The sequence below is a fragment of the Streptomyces sp. NPDC030809 genome (assembly GCF_055572195.1).
Genome location: NZ_JBVIDV010000002.1, coordinates 116,306 through 132,590, shown reverse-complemented (window position 1 = coordinate 132,590; position 16,285 = coordinate 116,306). Strand labels below are relative to the sequence as shown.

Here is a 16,285-nt window from a genome sequence, read left to right as displayed (position 1 = left end):
TCGATCCGGAAGGCGATCCGGAACGGCGGAAAAGGCCGTGGCCCGTGTGCAGACGCGCACGGGCCACGGCCATTTCGGGTGCCAGGCGCCGGGTGCCGGGTGTCAGGAGGCGGCGGCGGACGCCGCGGCAGCGGCCTCGGCGGCGCGGGCCTCGCCCCGGGCCCGCGACCGCTTGCCGTACACGGCGGTCCACGCGGCCAGGGCGCCGAGCACCCCGTAGATCATGACCGGGCTCAGTGCCACCATGGTGTCGGTGTCCAGCGTGTAGGCGAGGGCGATGCGCACCAGGGCCTCGGCCACGTAGGCCACGCCCCACACGGTGGTCATCGTGATCATGGTGCGCCGGAAGCCCTCGAACTCCCACAGGCCGTTCCACCACGCCGTGCTCTCGGGAGTCCCGTCGGTGGCGAACTTGCGGCCGAAGTAGAACATCAGCGGACGCGGCGCCAGCAGGGTGCCCAGGCAGAGCAGCCCGAACAGCCCGGTGACCCCGGAGTCCTTGACGAGCAGCGCGCGCGCCGAATGCGTGCCGACCAGCGACACCACCGCCGTGATCACGATGAACACGAGGGTGACGAGGGCGAACTCGTCGAGCTTGCGCCGCCAGGCGACCATGACCGCGGTGTCGAGCACCGGCCAGGCGCTGCTGGCCAGCAGCGCACCGAACTCGCTCCACCCGTGGTCGACGAGTGCGTTGTACGTGAGGATCGGCGCCACGACGTTGAGGCCGATGGTCAGGACCCAGCCGATTGCGGCGGCGGGTCCGGAACGTGCGGGAGGCGCCGGGCGGGCCGGAGCGCTGGACATGCTTCCCCCTGAGAAGTGCCTGATGAATGGGGCAGGGGGCAACCTAGTGGGGGCACGGTCAGGGGCGCAGGCCCTTTTGCCCAAAATGATCGCCAAGGTGACCGGAAGCAGCAGCTCCGGCCGCCTCGGCCCCGCCGTCGGGCGGGGAGGCGGTCGGGCGGTGGGCGATCAGGCGCGCAGGCCGCGGAGGATCAGGGCGGCGACCGCTTCGAACTCCGCGTCGATCTCCGGGCGCCGCCATTCCGGGGCGTACTGCGGATCGTGGAAGCGGCCGCTGGCGTCGAAGACGGCGCGGGCCGCCGCCGGGACGTCCGGGGCCGTGAACTCGCCGGCCGCCGCGCCCTCCGCGATGATCCGGGCCAGCTGGGCGATCAGCTCGGTCAGGTGGGCGTCGACGACCCCGCTGTTCTCGGCGAGCAGCACGGTGTACGTGGCGAACAGCTCGGGGTCGTCGCCCGCCTTGTGCTTCTTGGCCTCGAACAGGGCGGCCAGCCAGTCGGCCAGCCGCTCGGCCGCCGGGCGGCCCGGCTCGGCGGCGATCCGCTCCAGGACCCCCACCGTGCGGCCGAGCCAGCGGTCGGTGACCGCCTCGCGCAGGGCCGCCTTCGAGGGGAAGTGCCGGTAGACGCTGCCGTGGCTGACCCCCAGGGCGCGGGCCACGTCCACCACGGTGGCCTTGCCCGGGCCGTAGCGGCGCAGCACCTCCTCGGTCGCTTCGAGGATGCGCTCGGGGGTCAGGGCTTCGGCGGCAGGCATGGAACGACGGTACCCGGCGCTCAGTGCTCGCTGTCGAGGTGGGCCATCTGGGCGGCCGGGTAGCGCTCGCCGGAGGCCGCGCCGGCCGGGACGGCCGCCTCGATCGCGGCGATGTCCCCGGCGTCGAGGACCAGGTCCATGGCACCGAGTGCCTCGGCCAGCCGGTCCCGGCGGCGGGCGCCGACCAGGGGCACGATGTCCTCGCCGCGGGAGAGCACCCAGGCGATGGCGGTCTGGGCCACGGAGACCCCCTTGGCGTCGGAGACCTTCCGCAGGGCCTCGACCAGGTCGAGGTTGCGGTGCAGGTTCTCGCCCTGGAAGCGCGGGCTCATGCCGCGGAAGTCCCCGGGGGCCAGCAGCCGGTCCCGGGTGAAGTGGCCGCTGATCAGGCCGCGGGAGAGCACTCCGTACGCCGTCACGCCGATGCCGAGCTCGCGGGCGGTGGGCAGGATCTCCGCCTCGATGCCGCGGGAGATCAGGGAGTACTCGATCTGCAGGTCGGCGATGGGGGCCACGGCGGCGGCCCGCCGCATGGTCTCGGCGCCCACCTCGGAGAGCCCGATGTGCCGGACGTGCCCGGCCTCGACGGCCTCGGCGATGGCGCCGACGGTCTCCTCGACCGGGACGTCCGGGTCCACCCGGGCGATCCGGTAGATGTCGATGTGGTCCCGGCCGAGCCGCTGGAGCGAGTAGGCCAGGAAGTTCTTCACGGCCTCGGGCCGGCCGTCGTAGCCGGTGAAACCGCCCTCGACGGTGCGCAGCGCGCCGAACTTCACGCTGGTCAGGGCCTGCTCGCGGGAGGCGGCGGGGGCGGTGCGCAGCGCCTCGTTGATGAGCAGCTCGTTGTGGCCCATGCCGTAGAAGTCGCCCGTGTCGAGCAGGGTGACCCCGGCTTCCAGGGCGGCGTGGATGGTCGCGATCGACTCGGCGCGGTCGGCCTCTCCGTAGAGGGCGGACATCCCCATGCAGCCGAGGCCGAGGGGGAAGACGGCGGGGCCGGTGGTGCCGAGGACGCGGGTGCGGTGAGTGGTCATGCGACAAGAATGGCATGACGGATGACAGATTTCAATTTTTGTCATTCGTGACCGTGGTGGAGGTGTGGGGTTGGGGGAAGGACACGGTCGGGAGGGCGGGGCGGCGGTCGGTTCAGGTCCGGGCGGCCGGTGCGGTTCCCGCCGACCCCGGCCCCGGCCCCGGTGCCGCCAGGGCCCGTGCGGTGCGTTCCGCGGTGGCCCGGGCCCAGGGGCCGCTGGTGGCCGCACCCACCCCGAGCACCGCCAGCCCGCAGCCGGCGATGATCCACCAGCCCGGGCGGGCGGCCTCGGCGTACGGGGCGCCGGTCAGGCCGGAGGCCAGCACCGCGCCGATCACCGCCACGCCCAGGGCGGTCCCGGTCTGCCGGCTCGTGGAGGCCACGGCCGCCGCCACCCCGGCCTGGGCGCGCGGCATCCCGGACACCGCCGTATGGGTGATCGGCGCGTTGACCAGGCCGAAGCCCAGCCCGAAGAGGACGTAGCCGGTGAACAGCAGCGCCGTGCCCGACCCGGGCGGGGCGAGGGCGAACAGCAGCCCGCTGGCGCCCATCGCCAGGCCCGCGGCCAGCAGCGGCAGCCGCGGCCCGCGGCTGCCGACCAGCCGGCCGGACAGCGGCGCCACCACGAAGGTCAGCGCGGCCATCGGGAGCATCCAGAGCCCGGCGTGCAGGGCGTCGAGCCCGCGGACGTCCTGGAGGTAGAGGGTGTTGAGGAAGAGGAACCCGGACAGGGCGGCGAACGCGCAGATCGCGATGACGACGGCGCCGGCGAACGGGGCGCTGCCGAAGAACCGCGGGTCGATCAGCGGCTCCGGGTGCCGCCGCTCGTACCGAAGCAGGACCCCGAGGGCGGCCGCAGCCACCGCCGCGCAGCCGAGCACCGCCAGCGAGGTCCAGCCCGCCGCCGGCGCCTCGATGATCCCGTACGTCAGGGAGCCGAGCAGGGCCACGACCAGGAGCTGCCCGGCCGGGTCGGGGCGGCGCGGCCGGTCGGCCCGGGACTCGGGCACGTACCGCAGGGTCAGGGCCAGGGCGAGCAGGCCGACGGGCAGGTTCATCCAGAACACCGCGCGCCAGCCGACCGAGTCCACCAGCAGGCCGCCGACCAGCGGGCCCGCGGCCATGGAGAGGCCCACGACCCCGCCCCAGACTCCGATGGCGCGGGCCCGCTCCCGGGGGTCGGTGAAGGTGTTCGCGATGATCGACATCGCCACGGGGTTCAGCATCGAGCCGCCCACCGCCTGGACCACGCGGAAGGCGATCAGCCAGCCGAGGCCGGGCGCCAGCGAGCAGAGCGCCGAGCCGGCGGTGAAGAGGACCAGGCCCGCGGCGAACACCCGGCGGCGCCCGATCCGGTCGGCCGTGGCGCCGGCGAGCATCAGCAGCGAGGCGAGGGTCAGCGTGTACGCGTCGATGGTCCACTGCAGGCCCGCGACCGAGGCGTGCAGCTCTCGGCGCATCACGGGCAGGGCCACGTTCAGGGCCGTGGTGTCCAGGCTGACGATCAGCAGGCTCATGCAGCAGATCGCCAGCACCAGTACGCGCCGCCGGGGGCCGGGCTCGGACATGTCTCGATAGTACGCCTAACTAATGGTTCGAGTGCCGAATGGGCGACAATGGGGGGATGACCACGCTCCCCGCCGCCCTGCAGATCGGCCCGCACACCGTGCAGCCGCCGGTGGTGCTCGCGCCCATGGCCGGTATCACCAACGCTCCCTTCCGCACCCTCTGCCGCGAGTTCAGCGGCGGGAAGGGGCTGTTCGTGAGCGAGATGATCACCACCCGGGCGCTGGTCGAGCGCAACGACAAGACCATGCAGCTGATCCACTTCGACGCGTCCGAGACCCCGCGCTCGATCCAGCTCTACGGAGTGGACCCGGTCACCGTCGGCAAGGCCGTGCGGATGATCGTCGAGGAGGACCGGGCCGACCACATCGACCTGAACTTCGGCTGCCCCGTCCCCAAGGTCACCCGCAAGGGCGGCGGCTCGGCCCTGCCGTACAAGCGGAACCTGCTGCGGGCCATCCTGCGCGAGGCCGTGGCCGGCGCCGGGGACCTGCCGGTGACGATGAAGATGCGCAAGGGCATCGACGACGACCACCTCACCTACCTCGATGCCGGCCGGATCGCCGTCGAGGAGGGGGTCACCGCGATCGCCCTGCACGGGCGCACCACCGCCCAGCACTACGGCGGCACCGCCGACTGGGAGGCCATCGCCCGGCTAAAGGAGCACGTGCCGGAGATCCCCGTGCTCGGCAACGGGGACATCTGGTGCGCCGAGGACGCCCTGCGGATGGTCCGGGAGACCGGGTGCGACGGCGTGGTGGTCGGGCGCGGCTGCCTGGGCCGGCCGTGGCTCTTCAACGACCTGGTGGCGGCCTTCGAGGGCCGGCCGCAGGACTACACCGCCCCCGGGCTGCGCGAGGTCGCGGACGTCATGGTGCGCCACGCGACGCTGCTGGGGGAGTGGATCGGCGACGAGGCCCGCGGCGTGATCGACTTCCGTAAGCACGTGGCCTGGTACCTCAAGGGCTTCTCGGTGGGCTCCGAGATGCGCAAGAAGCTGGCCGTGGCCTCCTCCCTGGACGAACTGCGCGCTCATCTGAGCGAGCTGGACCTGGACCAGCCCTGGCCCGAGGGCGCGGACGGCCCGCGCGGCCGGACGTCCGGAAACAACCGGGTTGTCCTCCCGGAGGGCTGGCTCAAGGATCCGTACGACTGCGCCGGGGTGAGCGAAGAAGCCGAACTGGACACGTCCGGGGGCTGAACAACGGGCGTGATATGCGCCACGCATGCGAGGGGTTGCGCTCAGATGAGCGCAAAAATCGCGGATGCACTTCTCAAAGGGTGGCACTGGGTGCCACCCTTTGAGCGTTCAAGAGTTGAACGCAAATGGATCGATGATCGCTCATCTGAGCGTAAACAAGCCGAAGCGAGCGCCTCTCCCTTCGGGAGGTGAATGCTCTTCGGAGGTTCTGGCTACCGTGCAGTCACTTTCGATCCGCTGGCGGACGGGTGGTTGAAGCCGTACGACGACCAAGTGGGCGTACCGAGATGCCTTCGATCTGGGTATGTTCCTCGCCGTCAGGGCAGCCACCGAGTCCTCGAGGAGTCGAGACCCGTGTCGGAAAACAAAGATCAGAAGTTCGTCTACGACTTCACCGAGGGCAACCGCGACCTCAAGGACCTTCTCGGCGGCAAGGGTGCCAACCTCGCCGAGATGACCAACCTGGGTCTGCCGGTGCCCCCCGGCTTCACCATCACCACCGAGGCCTGCAAGGTCTACCTCGAGAGCGGCGAGGCCCCGGCCGAGCTGCGCGACGAGGTCAGTGCGCACCTGGTCGCCCTCGAGGCGAAGATGGGCAAGAAGCTCGGCCAGTCGGACGACCCGCTGCTGGTCTCCGTCCGCTCCGGCGCCAAGTTCTCGATGCCGGGCATGATGGACACGGTGCTCAACATCGGCCTCTCCGACGAGTCGGTCCAGGGCCTGGCCGCGCAGGCCGGCAACGAGCGCTTCGCCTGGGACTCGTACCGCCGCCTGATCCAGATGTTCGGCAAGACCGTGCTGGGCGTGGACGGCGAGCTCTTCGAGGAGGCCCTCGAGGAGGCCAAGGCCGCGAAGAAGATCACCGTCGACACCGACCTCGACGCCGCCGACCTCAAGAAGATCGTCAAGACCTTCAAGAAGATCGTCGCCAAGGAGACGGGCCGAGAGTTCCCGCAGGACCCGCGCGAGCAGATGGACCTGGCCGTCACGGCCGTCTTCGACTCGTGGAACGGCGACCGCGCCAAGCTGTACCGCCGCCAGGAGCGCATCCCGGGCGACCTCGGCACCGCCGTCAACATCTGCTCCATGGTCTTCGGCAACCTCGGCCCGGACTCCGGCACCGGCGTCGCCTTCACCCGCGACCCCGCCAGCGGCCACCAGGGCGTCTACGGCGACTACCTGCAGAACGCGCAGGGCGAGGACGTGGTGGCGGGCATCCGCAACACCGTCCCGCTGGCCGACCTGGAGCAGCTGGACAAGAAGTCCTACGACCAGCTCATGGGCATCATGGAGACGCTCGAAACGCACTACAAGGACCTGTGCGACATCGAGTTCACCATCGAGCGCGGCCAGCTGTGGATGCTCCAGACCCGCGTCGGCAAGCGCACCGCCGGCGCCGCCTTCCGCATCGCCACCCAGCTCGTGGACCAGGGCCTGATCGACGAGGCCGAGGCCCTCCAGCGCGTCAACGGCGCCCAGCTGGCCCAGCTGATGTTCCCCCGCTTCGACGAGGACGCGAAGGTCACCCTGCTGGGCCGCGGCATCGCCGCCTCCCCGGGCGCGGCCGTCGGCAAGGCCGTCTTCGACTCGTACACGGCCGTCAAGTGGTCCCGCTCCGGCGAGAAGGTCATCCTGATCCGCCGTGAGACCAACCCCGACGACCTCGACGGCATGATCGCCTCCGAGGGCATCCTGACCTCGCGCGGCGGCAAGACCTCGCACGCCGCCGTCGTCGCCCGCGGCATGGGCAAGACCTGTGTCTGCGGCGCCGAGGAGCTGGACGTCGACACCAAGCGCCGCCGCATGACCACGTCCTCCGGACAGGTCATCGAGGAGGGCGACGTCGTCTCCATCGACGGCTCCACCGGCAAGGTCTACCTCGGCGAGGTGCCCGTCGTGCCCTCCCCGGTCGTCGAGTACTTCGAGGGCCGCATGCACGCCGGCGCCGACGACGCCGACGAGCTCGTGCAGGCCGTGCACCGGATCATGGCGTACGCCGACCGCGTCCGCCGCCTGCGGGTGCGCGCCAACGCCGACAACGCCGAGGACGCGATGCGCGCCCGCCGCTTCGGCGCCCAGGGCATCGGCCTGTGCCGCACCGAGCACATGTTCCTCGGCGAGCGCCGCGAGCTGGTCGAGCGCCTGATCCTCGCCGACGCCGAGGAGGAGCGCGAGGCGGCACTCAGTGCCCTCCTGCCGCTCCAGAAGAAGGACTTCGTCGAGCTCTTCGAGGCGATGGACGGGCTGCCCGTCACGGTCCGCCTGCTGGACCCGCCGCTGCACGAGTTCCTGCCCGACATCACCGAGCTCTCGGTGCGCGTCGCCCTCGCCGAGGCCCGCAAGGACCACAACGAGAACGACCTGCGCCTGCTCCAGGCCGTGCACAAGCTGCACGAGCAGAACCCGATGCTGGGTCTGCGCGGCGTCCGCCTCGGCCTGGTCATCCCCGGCCTGTTCGCCATGCAGGTCCGGGCGATCGCCGAGGCCGCGGCCGAGCGCAAGAACGCCAAGGGCGACCCGCGCGCCGAGATCATGATCCCGCTCGTGGGCACCGTCCAGGAGCTGGAGATCGTCCGCGAGGAGGCCGACGCGGTCATCGCCGAGATCGAGGCCGCCACCGGCACCAGCCTCAAGCTGAGCATCGGCACCATGATCGAGCTGCCCCGGGCCGCGCTGACCGCCGCCCAGATCGCCGAGGCCGCGCAGTTCTTCTCCTTCGGCACGAACGACCTGACCCAGACGGTGTGGGGCTTCTCCCGCGACGACGTCGAGGCCAGCTTCTTCACCGCGTACCTGGAGAAGGGCATCTTCGGGGTCTCCCCGTTCGAGACCATCGACAAGGACGGCGTGGGCTCCCTCGTCCGCCACGCGGTCAAGCAGGGCCGGGCCACCCGCCCCGACCTGAAGCTCGGCGTCTGCGGCGAGCACGGCGGCGACCCCGAGTCGGTGCACTTCTTCCACGAGGTCGGCCTCGACTACGTCTCCTGCTCGCCCTTCCGGATCCCGGTGGCGCGCCTGGAGGCCGGCCGCGCCGCCGCCGAGGCCAAGGGAAGCGACAGCCGCTGATCCCGGGCCCGCCCCCAGTCCGCGCCCTCCCCCGGGGACCCTGACCCCCTGGGGAGGGGCGCACCCAACCCGGAACCGTCGTCGGCACCCTCATGCCGGCGGCGGTTCCGTCACGTCCGGGTCCGCCGCATGCGGGTGCGGCAGAGGTGCAGCGGTTCCGCGCGGACGGCCCTGCCGGGCCGATCAATGAGAAACGGGAATTGAACACCAGCAGGCGGCGGACGGATCCCCACCCGCCCGCCGCCTCCTGTCAATCTGCCGGACACGTCGGCGCTTCCCAGGTCGACCGACCGCCAGGCTCCGCAAAGCCCCCCACGGCCTTCGCGGAGCGTTTCCGGTCGCCCCGGAGTGTGCCCGGCGGAGTACAGCATTTCGCTTGTCACGCCCCTGCCGAAAGGGGTTTCAACTGTGGCCGAAAGGGCGTGGTCACGTCGCGTGACGGTGTGCATACTCGTGGGGCGGGGGGATTGCGGTTGCACAGGTGGGGGTTCGGTGCTGCGTATCCATTTCACTGGAGTGGACCTGGCACGGGTGCGGATGGCGGGAAGACCCGATGCGTTGTGGGAAACGATTCTGAGTTTCCATCGATTAAGAGACCGGCGGGATGTCCGACTGTTCGGTGAATGGCGTACGGAAACACGTACCCGGTTGAATGGTGAAACACGCCTCCTGGGCGCGCTGATACCTACCCGTGGGTATTTCCCGGACTTTCTGACCCCCGGCGAGGGGCAGTACGGCATGGACCTCGGGCTCGACGCGCTCATGGGGACGCGCTCCCACCGGATCCGCCGCGAGGCGGCCCTCGTGGCGGGCAGCGGGCAGCCGGTGCCGCCCCGGATACGGGAGTTCGCCGAGGGCGGGCCCGAGCAGCTGGGCCGGCTCGTCACCGAGCTGCGGCGGTACCACCGGGCGGCCGTGGAGCCGTACTGGACGCACATCCAGGCGCAGATCGAGGCCGAGCGGGCCGCCCGCGGCCGCGCCCTGCTCGACGGGGGCGCGGACGAACTCCTGGCCTCCCTGCCGCCGATGATGCGGTGGCGGGCCCCGGTCCTGGAGTGCGACTACCCCGTGGACCGGGACGTCCGGCTGCGCGGGCGGGGGCTGCTGCTCCAGCCCTCGTTCTTCTGCCGGCGCACCGCGGTGACCCTCCAGGACCCCGAGCTGCCGCCCGTGCTGGTCTACCCTGCCGCCGCGGAGCTCGCCACCGCCCACCGCGGGACCGAGTACGCGCGGCCGGAGGAGCACCGGCAGCGGACCCTCGGGAAGCTGGTCGGGCACACCCGCTCGGTCGTGCTGCGCGCCATAGGGGACGGGGCCACGACCAGCGAGCTGGCCCGCCGGGCAGGGGTCTCCCTGGCCTCGGCCAGCCAGCACGCCTGCGTGATGCGCGAGGCGGGCCTGGTGACCACCCTGCGGCACGGCAACGCCGTCCTGCACACGGTCACCCCCCTGGGCGCGGCCCTGCTGCGCGGCGGCGCGGTCGCCTCCTGAGCGGCCGCCCCGCCACCGGGGCGCCGGTGGCGGAAGGCGGCTGCGGACCGCACGAAGGCCCCCGGCCGGGACGAGTTCCCGGCCGGGGGCCTTCGTACCCGCTCAGGTGCGGAACGGGCCCGTCACCTCGTAGGTGATGCCGCCCGAGGAACTGCCGCTCGTGCCGCGCTGGCTGGAGAAGTACAGCCGGTTGCCCGCGGGGGAGAAGGCCGGGCCGGTGATCTCCGAGGAGGACTGGCCGGTGACCCGCAGGAAGGGGGCCACCACGTCGTCCGGGGTGATCACGCAGATCTCCATGTTGCCGCCGTCCTCGGCCACGTACAGGTCCCCGAAGGTGGAGCCGGTGACGTTGTCCACGCCGGTCAGCGGTGCGCCGCCGCCCACCACGAGGGAGTCGTCGTAGGCGAGCTCGTACGTGCCGTTCGCCAGGTTGACCTGCCAGACCCGGTTGTCGCCCTTGGTGGTGAACCAGACCGTGTCGTTCGCGTAGTGGCAGCCCTCGCCGCCGTTGAAGCGCTTGGCCCCGGACACCTGGTTGCGGGTGGCGGTGGGGGAGCCGTCCGGGTCCGGGACCGTCTGCCAGGTGAAGGAGCCCGAGGCGGCGGTGCCGGCCTTGAGCACCTGGAGGGTGCCGGCGGAGAGGTTGCCCCAGGTGGTGGGCAGGAAGCGGTAGAAGCAGCCGTCCGTCTCGTCCTCGGTCAGGTAGACCGCCTGCCGCACCGGGTCGGCGGCCGCGGCCTCGTGCTTGAACCTGCCGAGCGCCGGCCGCTGCACGGCCGCGTTCACGCCCCACGGGTCGGTCTCGTAGACGAAGCCGAGGCTCACCTCCTCGCAGGACAGCCAGGTGTTCCAGGGGGTCTTGCCGCCGGCGCAGTTCTGCCGGGTGTTCGACAGGACCCGGTAGGCGCCGGTGATCGTGCCCGAGGAGTTGAACTTCACCGCGCTCGCGCCGCCCGAGGGGTTGATCTCGGAGTTGGAGACGTAGATCCAGCCCGATCCGTCGGCGAAGCAGGCGCCGCCGTCCGGGGCGCTGTGCCAGGCGTACGAGGTCCCGGCGACGGTCTGGCCGGAGCGGGCGACCACCCGGCTGGTGAAGCCGGCCGGCAGCATGATCCCGTTGGCGTCGGCCGCGCCGAGGGCCCCGTACGGGCCCGGGCCGGGCTGGGCGGGGGCGGCGTAGGCCGCGCCGCGCATCAGGGAGCCGCCGAAGGCGGCGGCCGAGGTGCCGATCACGGCTCCGCGCAGGAAGGTGCGACGTTCCACGGTCACTCCAGGGGGAGGGCGGGCCCCTGCGCACCGGCCGGTCCGCAGGGGTCGAGCGCCGAGGAAACTAGGCGCGCCGCGTGGCCTCCGGGGCAACGCGGCGTGTCGGGACGGGGACCGCCGCCGGTCGGCCCGGGGGAAAGCCCTGGCCAACGCTCCGGCCTTCGCCCCCGGCGAGCCGGGGGTGCGCCGACCGAGGCGGCGAAAAAAGTTCGAAGGAACCTTCGGAGGGCCGATGAGTTCCGGACCGGCCCGCGGTCTACCTTCTCGCAAGGAGCACACAGCACCGAGAGAGACGTGAGCACGATGTCCGCAACCATGATCTTCGTGAACCTGCCGGTCAAGGACCTGGAGGCCGCCAAGGCCTTCTGGGGCAAGGTGGGCTACTCCTTCAACCCCGAGTTCAGCGACGAGACCGCGGCCTGCATGGTCATCAGCGACACGATCTTCGCCATGCTCCTGACCGAGCCGAAGTTCAAGCAGTTCACCGGCAAGGAGATCGCGGACGCCACCCGCACCACCGAGGCCATCCTCGCGCTGAGCGCCGGGAGCCGGGAAGCGGTGGACGAGCTGGCCGACGCGGCCCTCGCCGCCGGCGGCACCGAGACCCGGCCCGCCGACGACTACGGGTTCATGTACTCCCGCTCCTTCGGCGACCTCGACGGCCACCTCTGGGAGGTCGTCTGGATGGACCCGGCCGGGGCCGGGGCCCAGGGCTGAGCCGCCGGGCTCCTCAGACCGCGGTCGGCGCCGGCGCGGTGGCGGTGCGCACCCGGTAGGTGGGCACCGCCACCCCGTCGTCGTCCAGGCAGCGCCCCGACTCCAGGTCGAAGCGCTGCTTGAGCAGCGGGGAGGCCACGAAGGGCCGCCCCGAGGCCGAGCCCAGCAGGCCCCGGGAGAGCACCTGGGCCCCGGTGAAGGGGTCCTGGTTGCCGATGGCGTACGGGCGGCCGGCCCGGTCGAGGAAGACCGCGGCCTGGCTCCCGTCGGGCAGCAGCGCGGCCACCCCGCGGCCGGGGACCAGCGCGGCCACCTCGCACACCGTCAGCCAGGAGCCGTCCAGGCACAGTTCGAGGGTCTCGGGCATCATCGTGCGGAGCTTCCTTCCAGGGGGCGGCGGTCCGCGGGAGCCGCGGGGCGGATGTCGAGCAGCGCGAGATCGGGCTTGACCTGGTCGCGCTCGGGGACGAACCGCACCGACGGGTCCGGCGCGCCGGGCGCGTTCACGAAGGACACGAACCGGCGCAGCCGCTCCGGGTCCTCCAGGGTCTCGGCCCATTCGTCGCGGTAATGCGCCACGTGGTCGGCCATCATCGATTCGAGTTCTCCGCACAGCCCCAGGGAATCGTGGACGATCACGTCCCTGAGGTGGCCGAGCCCGCCTTCGAGGCGTTCCAGCCACGTGGACGTGCGCTCCAGCCGGTCGGCGGTGCGGATGTAGAACATCAGGAAACGGTCGATGAGACGGACGAGTTCCGTGTCGGACAGGTCCTGGGCGAGCAGATCGGCATGGCGCGGAGTGGCCCCGCCGTTGCCCCCGACGTACAAGTTCCAGCCATTCGCCGTGGCGATGACCCCGAAGTCCTTGCTCTGTGCCTCCGCGCACTCGCGGGCGCAGCCGGACACCGCCGACTTCAGCTTGTGCGGGGCCCGCAGCCCGCGGTAGCGCAGCTCCAGCTCGATCGCCATCCGCACGCTGTCCTGGACCCCGTACCGGCACCAGGTCTGCCCCACACAGGACTTCACCGTCCGCAGCGCCTTGCCGTACGCGTGCCCCGACTCGAAGCCCGCGTCCACCAGCCGGGCCCAGATCGCGGGCAGCTGCTCCACCCGGGCGCCGAACAGGTCGATCCGCTGGCCGCCGGTGATCTTCGTGTAGAGCCCGTAGTCGCGGGCCACCTCGCCGATCACGATCAGCTTGTCGGGGGTGATCTCCCCGCCGGGGATCCGCGGCACCACCGAGTACGAGCCGTTGCGCTGCATGTTCGCGAGGAAGTGGTCGTTGGTGTCCTGCAGGGCGGCCTGCTCCCCGTCGAGCACGTAGCCCCCGGCACCGATCGTGGGCGCGAGCGAGGCGATGATCGAACCCACGGCCGGCTTGCAGACCTCGCATCCGTCGCCGCCGCGGGCCCCCGGCCGGCCGTGGCTGTCCAGCAGGGCGGCGAACGAGGTCAGGCGCAGCGTGCGGACGATCTCGTACAGCTCGGCGCGGGTGTGCGGGAAGCAGCCGCACAGGCCCTTGTCCCCGGCGGCCGGCAGCAGCTGCCCGATCACCTTCACGCAGGAGCCGCAGCCGGTGCCCGCCCTGGTGCACTTCTTGACCTCGGGCAGGGTCGCACAGGCGGTGATGGCCTTCTTCGTGACGTTGTGGCAGGAGCAGACGACGGCGTCGTCGGGCAGCGCGGCGGGGCCGAGCGACACCGGCGCCCCGACCCCGGCCGGCAGCACCAGCTGCTCGGGGGAGGCGGGCGGCACCGTGCCGGTCAGCGGGCGCAGCAGCCCGTACGCCTCGGCCTCGCCGACGAGGACCCCGCCGAGCAGGGTGCCGTCGCTGCCGATCACCAGCTTCTTGTAGACACCGGAGCGGGAGTCGGAGTACACCACGTCGAGGCAGCCCTCGGCGGTCCCGTGCGCGTCGCCGAAGGAGGCCACGTCCACGCCGAGCAGCTTCAGCTTCGTGGACAGGTCCGCCCCGGTGAAGGTGCGCTCCCCGGCGGGACCCGCCAGGTCGGCCGCGGCCGTCTGGGCCATCTCGTAGCCGGGGGCCACCAGGCCGTAGACCCGGCCGTCGGCCGCGAGGGCGCACTCGCCGATCGCGTAGACGTGCGGGTCGGAGGTGCGGCAGTGCGCGTCCACGACGATGCCGCCGCGCTCGCCCACCTCCAGGCCGGCCGCCCGGGCCAGCTGGTCGCGGGGGCGGACGCCGGCGGAGAAGACGACCAGCTCGGTGTCCACGGCGGTGCCGTCCGACAGCAGCATCCCGCTGACCGAGCCGTCCTCCCCGGTGACGACCTCCTGGGTGCCGGTGCCGGTGTGGACGGTCAGGCCCATGGACTCGATGGTGCGGAGCAGGGCCGCGCCGCCGCCCTCGTCCACCTGCACGGGCATCAGCCGGGGCGCGAACTCGACGATCCGGGTCTCCAGGCCGAGCCCCTGGAGGGCGCCCGCGGCCTCCAGCCCGAGCAGCCCGCCGCCGACGACCGCGCCGCGGGTGCGGCCCCTGGCGTACTCCTCGATGGCCAGCAGGTCCTCGATGGTGCGGTAGACGAAGCAGCCGGGGGCGTCCCTGCCGGGCACCGGGGGCACGAACGGGAAGGAGCCGGTGGCCAGTACGAGCGTGTCGTAGCCGAAGACCCGCCCGGACCGGGCCGTCACGGTACGGGCCGTGCGGTCGATGCGCTCGGCGGGGTCCCCGAGGTGCAGCTCGATCCCGTGCTCGGCCATGAACCCGGCCGGGGTCAGGGACAGGTCCTCGGGGGTGCTGCCGGAGAAGTACGAGGTCAGGTGGACGCGGTCGTACGCGGGGCGGGGCTCCTCGCCCAGCACGACGATCCGGTGGGTGCGGCCGGTCACGCCGTGTTCGGTGAGCGCTTCGAGGTAGCGCTGACCGACCATGCCGTGCCCGATGAGCACGATCGTCGGGGGGTTGGTCATGTCAGGAGCCTCCGTCGTCGGTGAGCAGGTGGAGCAGCGGATTCCGTGGGGAATCCGGAAGCGGTTCGTCGCCCTCCCAGGCGCGGGCGAGGGCGCCCACGGCGGAGAGCTCGCCGAGCAGCACCCCGCCCACCAGGCGGTCGCCGCGGACGACGACCTTCCGGTAGGTGCTGCGGGTGGCGTCGGCCAGGCGGAGCACGTCGTCGCCCGGCTGCGGGGTGGGCTCGCCGAAGGCGGCCAGGTCCAGGGGGCGTTCGCCGGCGGCGAGGGTGAGGCGGGTCAGGGCGCGGGTGCCGGTGTAGCGGGGGGCGGTGCGGGCGCGGGCGCCGGTGCCGGGACGGGCGCCGGGACCGGTGCGGGCCCGGGTGCCCGATCCGATCAGCTCGGCCAGGACGTCGGCCTGTTCCAGCGCCGGGCCGGCCAGCCCGTACACCCGGCCCTCGTGCTCGGCGCAGTCGCCGATGGCGTGGATGCGCGGGTCGGTGGTGCGCAGCTCGTCGTCGACGACCACGCCCTTGCGGACGGCGAGCCCCGCGGCCCGGGCCAGGCCGGTCCGCGGCCGCACCCCGCAGGCCAGCACGACCAGGTCGGCGTCCAGGCGCAGCCCGTTGGCGAGCTCGACTCCCGTCACCCGGCGGGGGGCCGGGGCGGTCAGCAGGCCGCGGACCCGGCACTCGGTGTGCACCTCCACGCCCAGTCCGGCCACGTGCTCCCGGAGCAAGGCCGAGGCGCCCTCGTCGAGCTGCCTCTCCATCAGCCGGTCGCCCTGCTGGGCCAGGACCACCTCGCCGCCCGGACCGGCCCGCTCGGCGAGGGCGCGGGCCGCGGAGACCCCGAGCAGGCCGCCGCCGACGACCACCGCGCGCAGCCCGGGCCGGGCCTGCGCCGACAGCGCGAGGCAGTCGGCCATCGTGCGGAACGGGTGCACCCCGTCCGGCAGGTCCCGGCCCTCCGGCTCGAACAGGCCGCGCAGCGGGGGCAGGACCGGGTTGGAGCCGGTGGCCAGCACGAGCGTGTCGTACGGCTCGGCGGAACCGTCGTCGCACTGCACGGTCCGGTTCCCGCGGTCGATGCGCACCGCCCGGACACCGCGGCGCAGCACCGGGCCGGGGTCCGGGAGGGCCGCGACCTCGGGGCCGTAGCGGCCCGCGAGGACCTCGGCGAGCAGCACCCGGTTGTACGGGGCGTGCGGCTCTTCGCCGAGTACGGTCACGGAGGCGGCCGGGCCGAGGCGCTGGGCGAGGCGCAGCCCGGCCAGTCCGCCGCCGATCACCACCACACGCTGTTGCGAGGTCATACCAGCGAGGGTGCGGGCGGGCTGTTTCCCGCGGGCATCCCTCCTGTTTCCCCGGGGGAACGCTGCCCTCACCCGGCGGGGCGGGGGCTGTGAGCGGGGGCGGGGCGGGGGGCGTGGTGCGCCGCGCGGCGGCAGGGGCGGGACGGCGCGG

General features: G+C 72.6%; 12 protein-coding genes. 4 read left to right on the top strand and 8 right to left on the bottom strand.

What is annotated here, in order from left to right; genetic code table 11:
* Positions 1-102 precede the first annotated feature (102 nt).
* The 4 genes from ACZ407_RS03295 to ACZ407_RS03280 all read right to left on the bottom strand — a co-directional run bounded on the left by ACZ407_RS03295 (position 103) and on the right by ACZ407_RS03280 (position 4,164).
* The gene (locus ACZ407_RS03295; protein ID WP_468125075.1) at positions 103-807 is read right to left on the bottom strand and encodes a VC0807 family protein; all 705 of its coding nucleotides are present in this window, start codon (positions 805-807) and stop codon (positions 103-105) included.
* A 168-nt stretch (positions 808-975) separates the two neighbouring features.
* The gene (locus tag ACZ407_RS03290; protein ID WP_468125074.1) at positions 976-1,563 is read right to left on the bottom strand and encodes a TetR/AcrR family transcriptional regulator; all 588 of its coding nucleotides are present in this window, start codon (positions 1,561-1,563) and stop codon (positions 976-978) included.
* A 20-nt stretch (positions 1,564-1,583) separates the two neighbouring features.
* Entirely contained in the window at positions 1,584-2,597 is a 1,014-nt protein-coding gene (locus tag ACZ407_RS03285; RefSeq protein WP_468125072.1) for an aldo/keto reductase, read from the bottom strand.
* Between the two features lie 112 nt (positions 2,598-2,709).
* Entirely contained in the window at positions 2,710-4,164 is a 1,455-nt protein-coding gene (locus ACZ407_RS03280) for an MFS transporter (RefSeq protein ID WP_468125070.1), read from the bottom strand.
* A 38-nt stretch (positions 4,165-4,202) separates the two neighbouring features.
* On the opposite strand from ACZ407_RS03280, the gene dusB reads away from it, so the two are divergent.
* From dusB to ACZ407_RS03265, 3 genes are all read left to right on the top strand, one after another.
* Positions 4,203-5,363: a tRNA dihydrouridine synthase DusB gene (dusB, locus tag ACZ407_RS03275; RefSeq protein ID WP_468125069.1), complete on the top strand. Its 1,161-nt coding sequence runs from the start codon at positions 4,203-4,205 to the stop codon at positions 5,361-5,363.
* A gap of 354 nt (positions 5,364-5,717) precedes the next feature.
* Positions 5,718-8,429, top strand: coding sequence for a pyruvate, phosphate dikinase (gene ppdK, locus ACZ407_RS03270; protein WP_468125068.1), 2,712 nt, complete (start codon positions 5,718-5,720; stop codon positions 8,427-8,429).
* Between the two features lie 492 nt (positions 8,430-8,921).
* Complete coding sequence (locus tag ACZ407_RS03265; RefSeq protein ID WP_468125066.1) at positions 8,922-9,920, top strand: ArsR/SmtB family transcription factor; 999 nt, start codon at positions 8,922-8,924, stop codon at positions 9,918-9,920.
* A 102-nt stretch (positions 9,921-10,022) separates the two neighbouring features.
* Here ACZ407_RS03265 and ACZ407_RS03260 read toward each other — a convergent pair whose 3' ends face one another.
* Entirely contained in the window at positions 10,023-11,183 is a 1,161-nt protein-coding gene (locus ACZ407_RS03260) for an alkaline phosphatase PhoX (protein ID WP_468125065.1), read from the bottom strand.
* Between the two features lie 306 nt (positions 11,184-11,489).
* Between ACZ407_RS03260 and ACZ407_RS03255 the strand changes: the two genes are divergently transcribed.
* Positions 11,490-11,903 carry a VOC family protein gene (locus ACZ407_RS03255; RefSeq protein ID WP_468125466.1) on the top strand — a complete coding sequence of 138 codons (414 nt, stop codon included), beginning with the start codon at positions 11,490-11,492 and terminating at the stop codon, positions 11,901-11,903.
* Between the two features lie 13 nt (positions 11,904-11,916).
* On the opposite strand, the gene nirD is transcribed toward ACZ407_RS03255, so the two are convergent.
* The 3 genes from nirD to ACZ407_RS03240 are packed head-to-tail and all read right to left on the bottom strand — an operon-like array spanning position 11,917 to position 16,134.
* Positions 11,917-12,273 (bottom strand): nitrite reductase small subunit NirD, encoded by a 357-nt coding sequence (gene nirD / locus ACZ407_RS03250; RefSeq protein ID WP_468125064.1) that lies wholly within the window; start codon positions 12,271-12,273, stop codon positions 11,917-11,919.
* Positions 12,270-14,837, bottom strand: coding sequence for a nitrite reductase large subunit NirB (nirB, locus tag ACZ407_RS03245; RefSeq protein WP_468125063.1), 2,568 nt, complete (start codon positions 14,835-14,837; stop codon positions 12,270-12,272). Before nirB ends, nirD begins: the two co-directional genes overlap by 4 nt.
* Before the next feature lies 1 nt (position 14,838).
* Positions 14,839-16,134: an NAD(P)/FAD-dependent oxidoreductase gene (locus tag ACZ407_RS03240; protein ID WP_468125061.1), complete on the bottom strand. Its 1,296-nt coding sequence runs from the start codon at positions 16,132-16,134 to the stop codon at positions 14,839-14,841.
* Between the last annotated feature and the right edge of the window lie 151 nt (positions 16,135-16,285).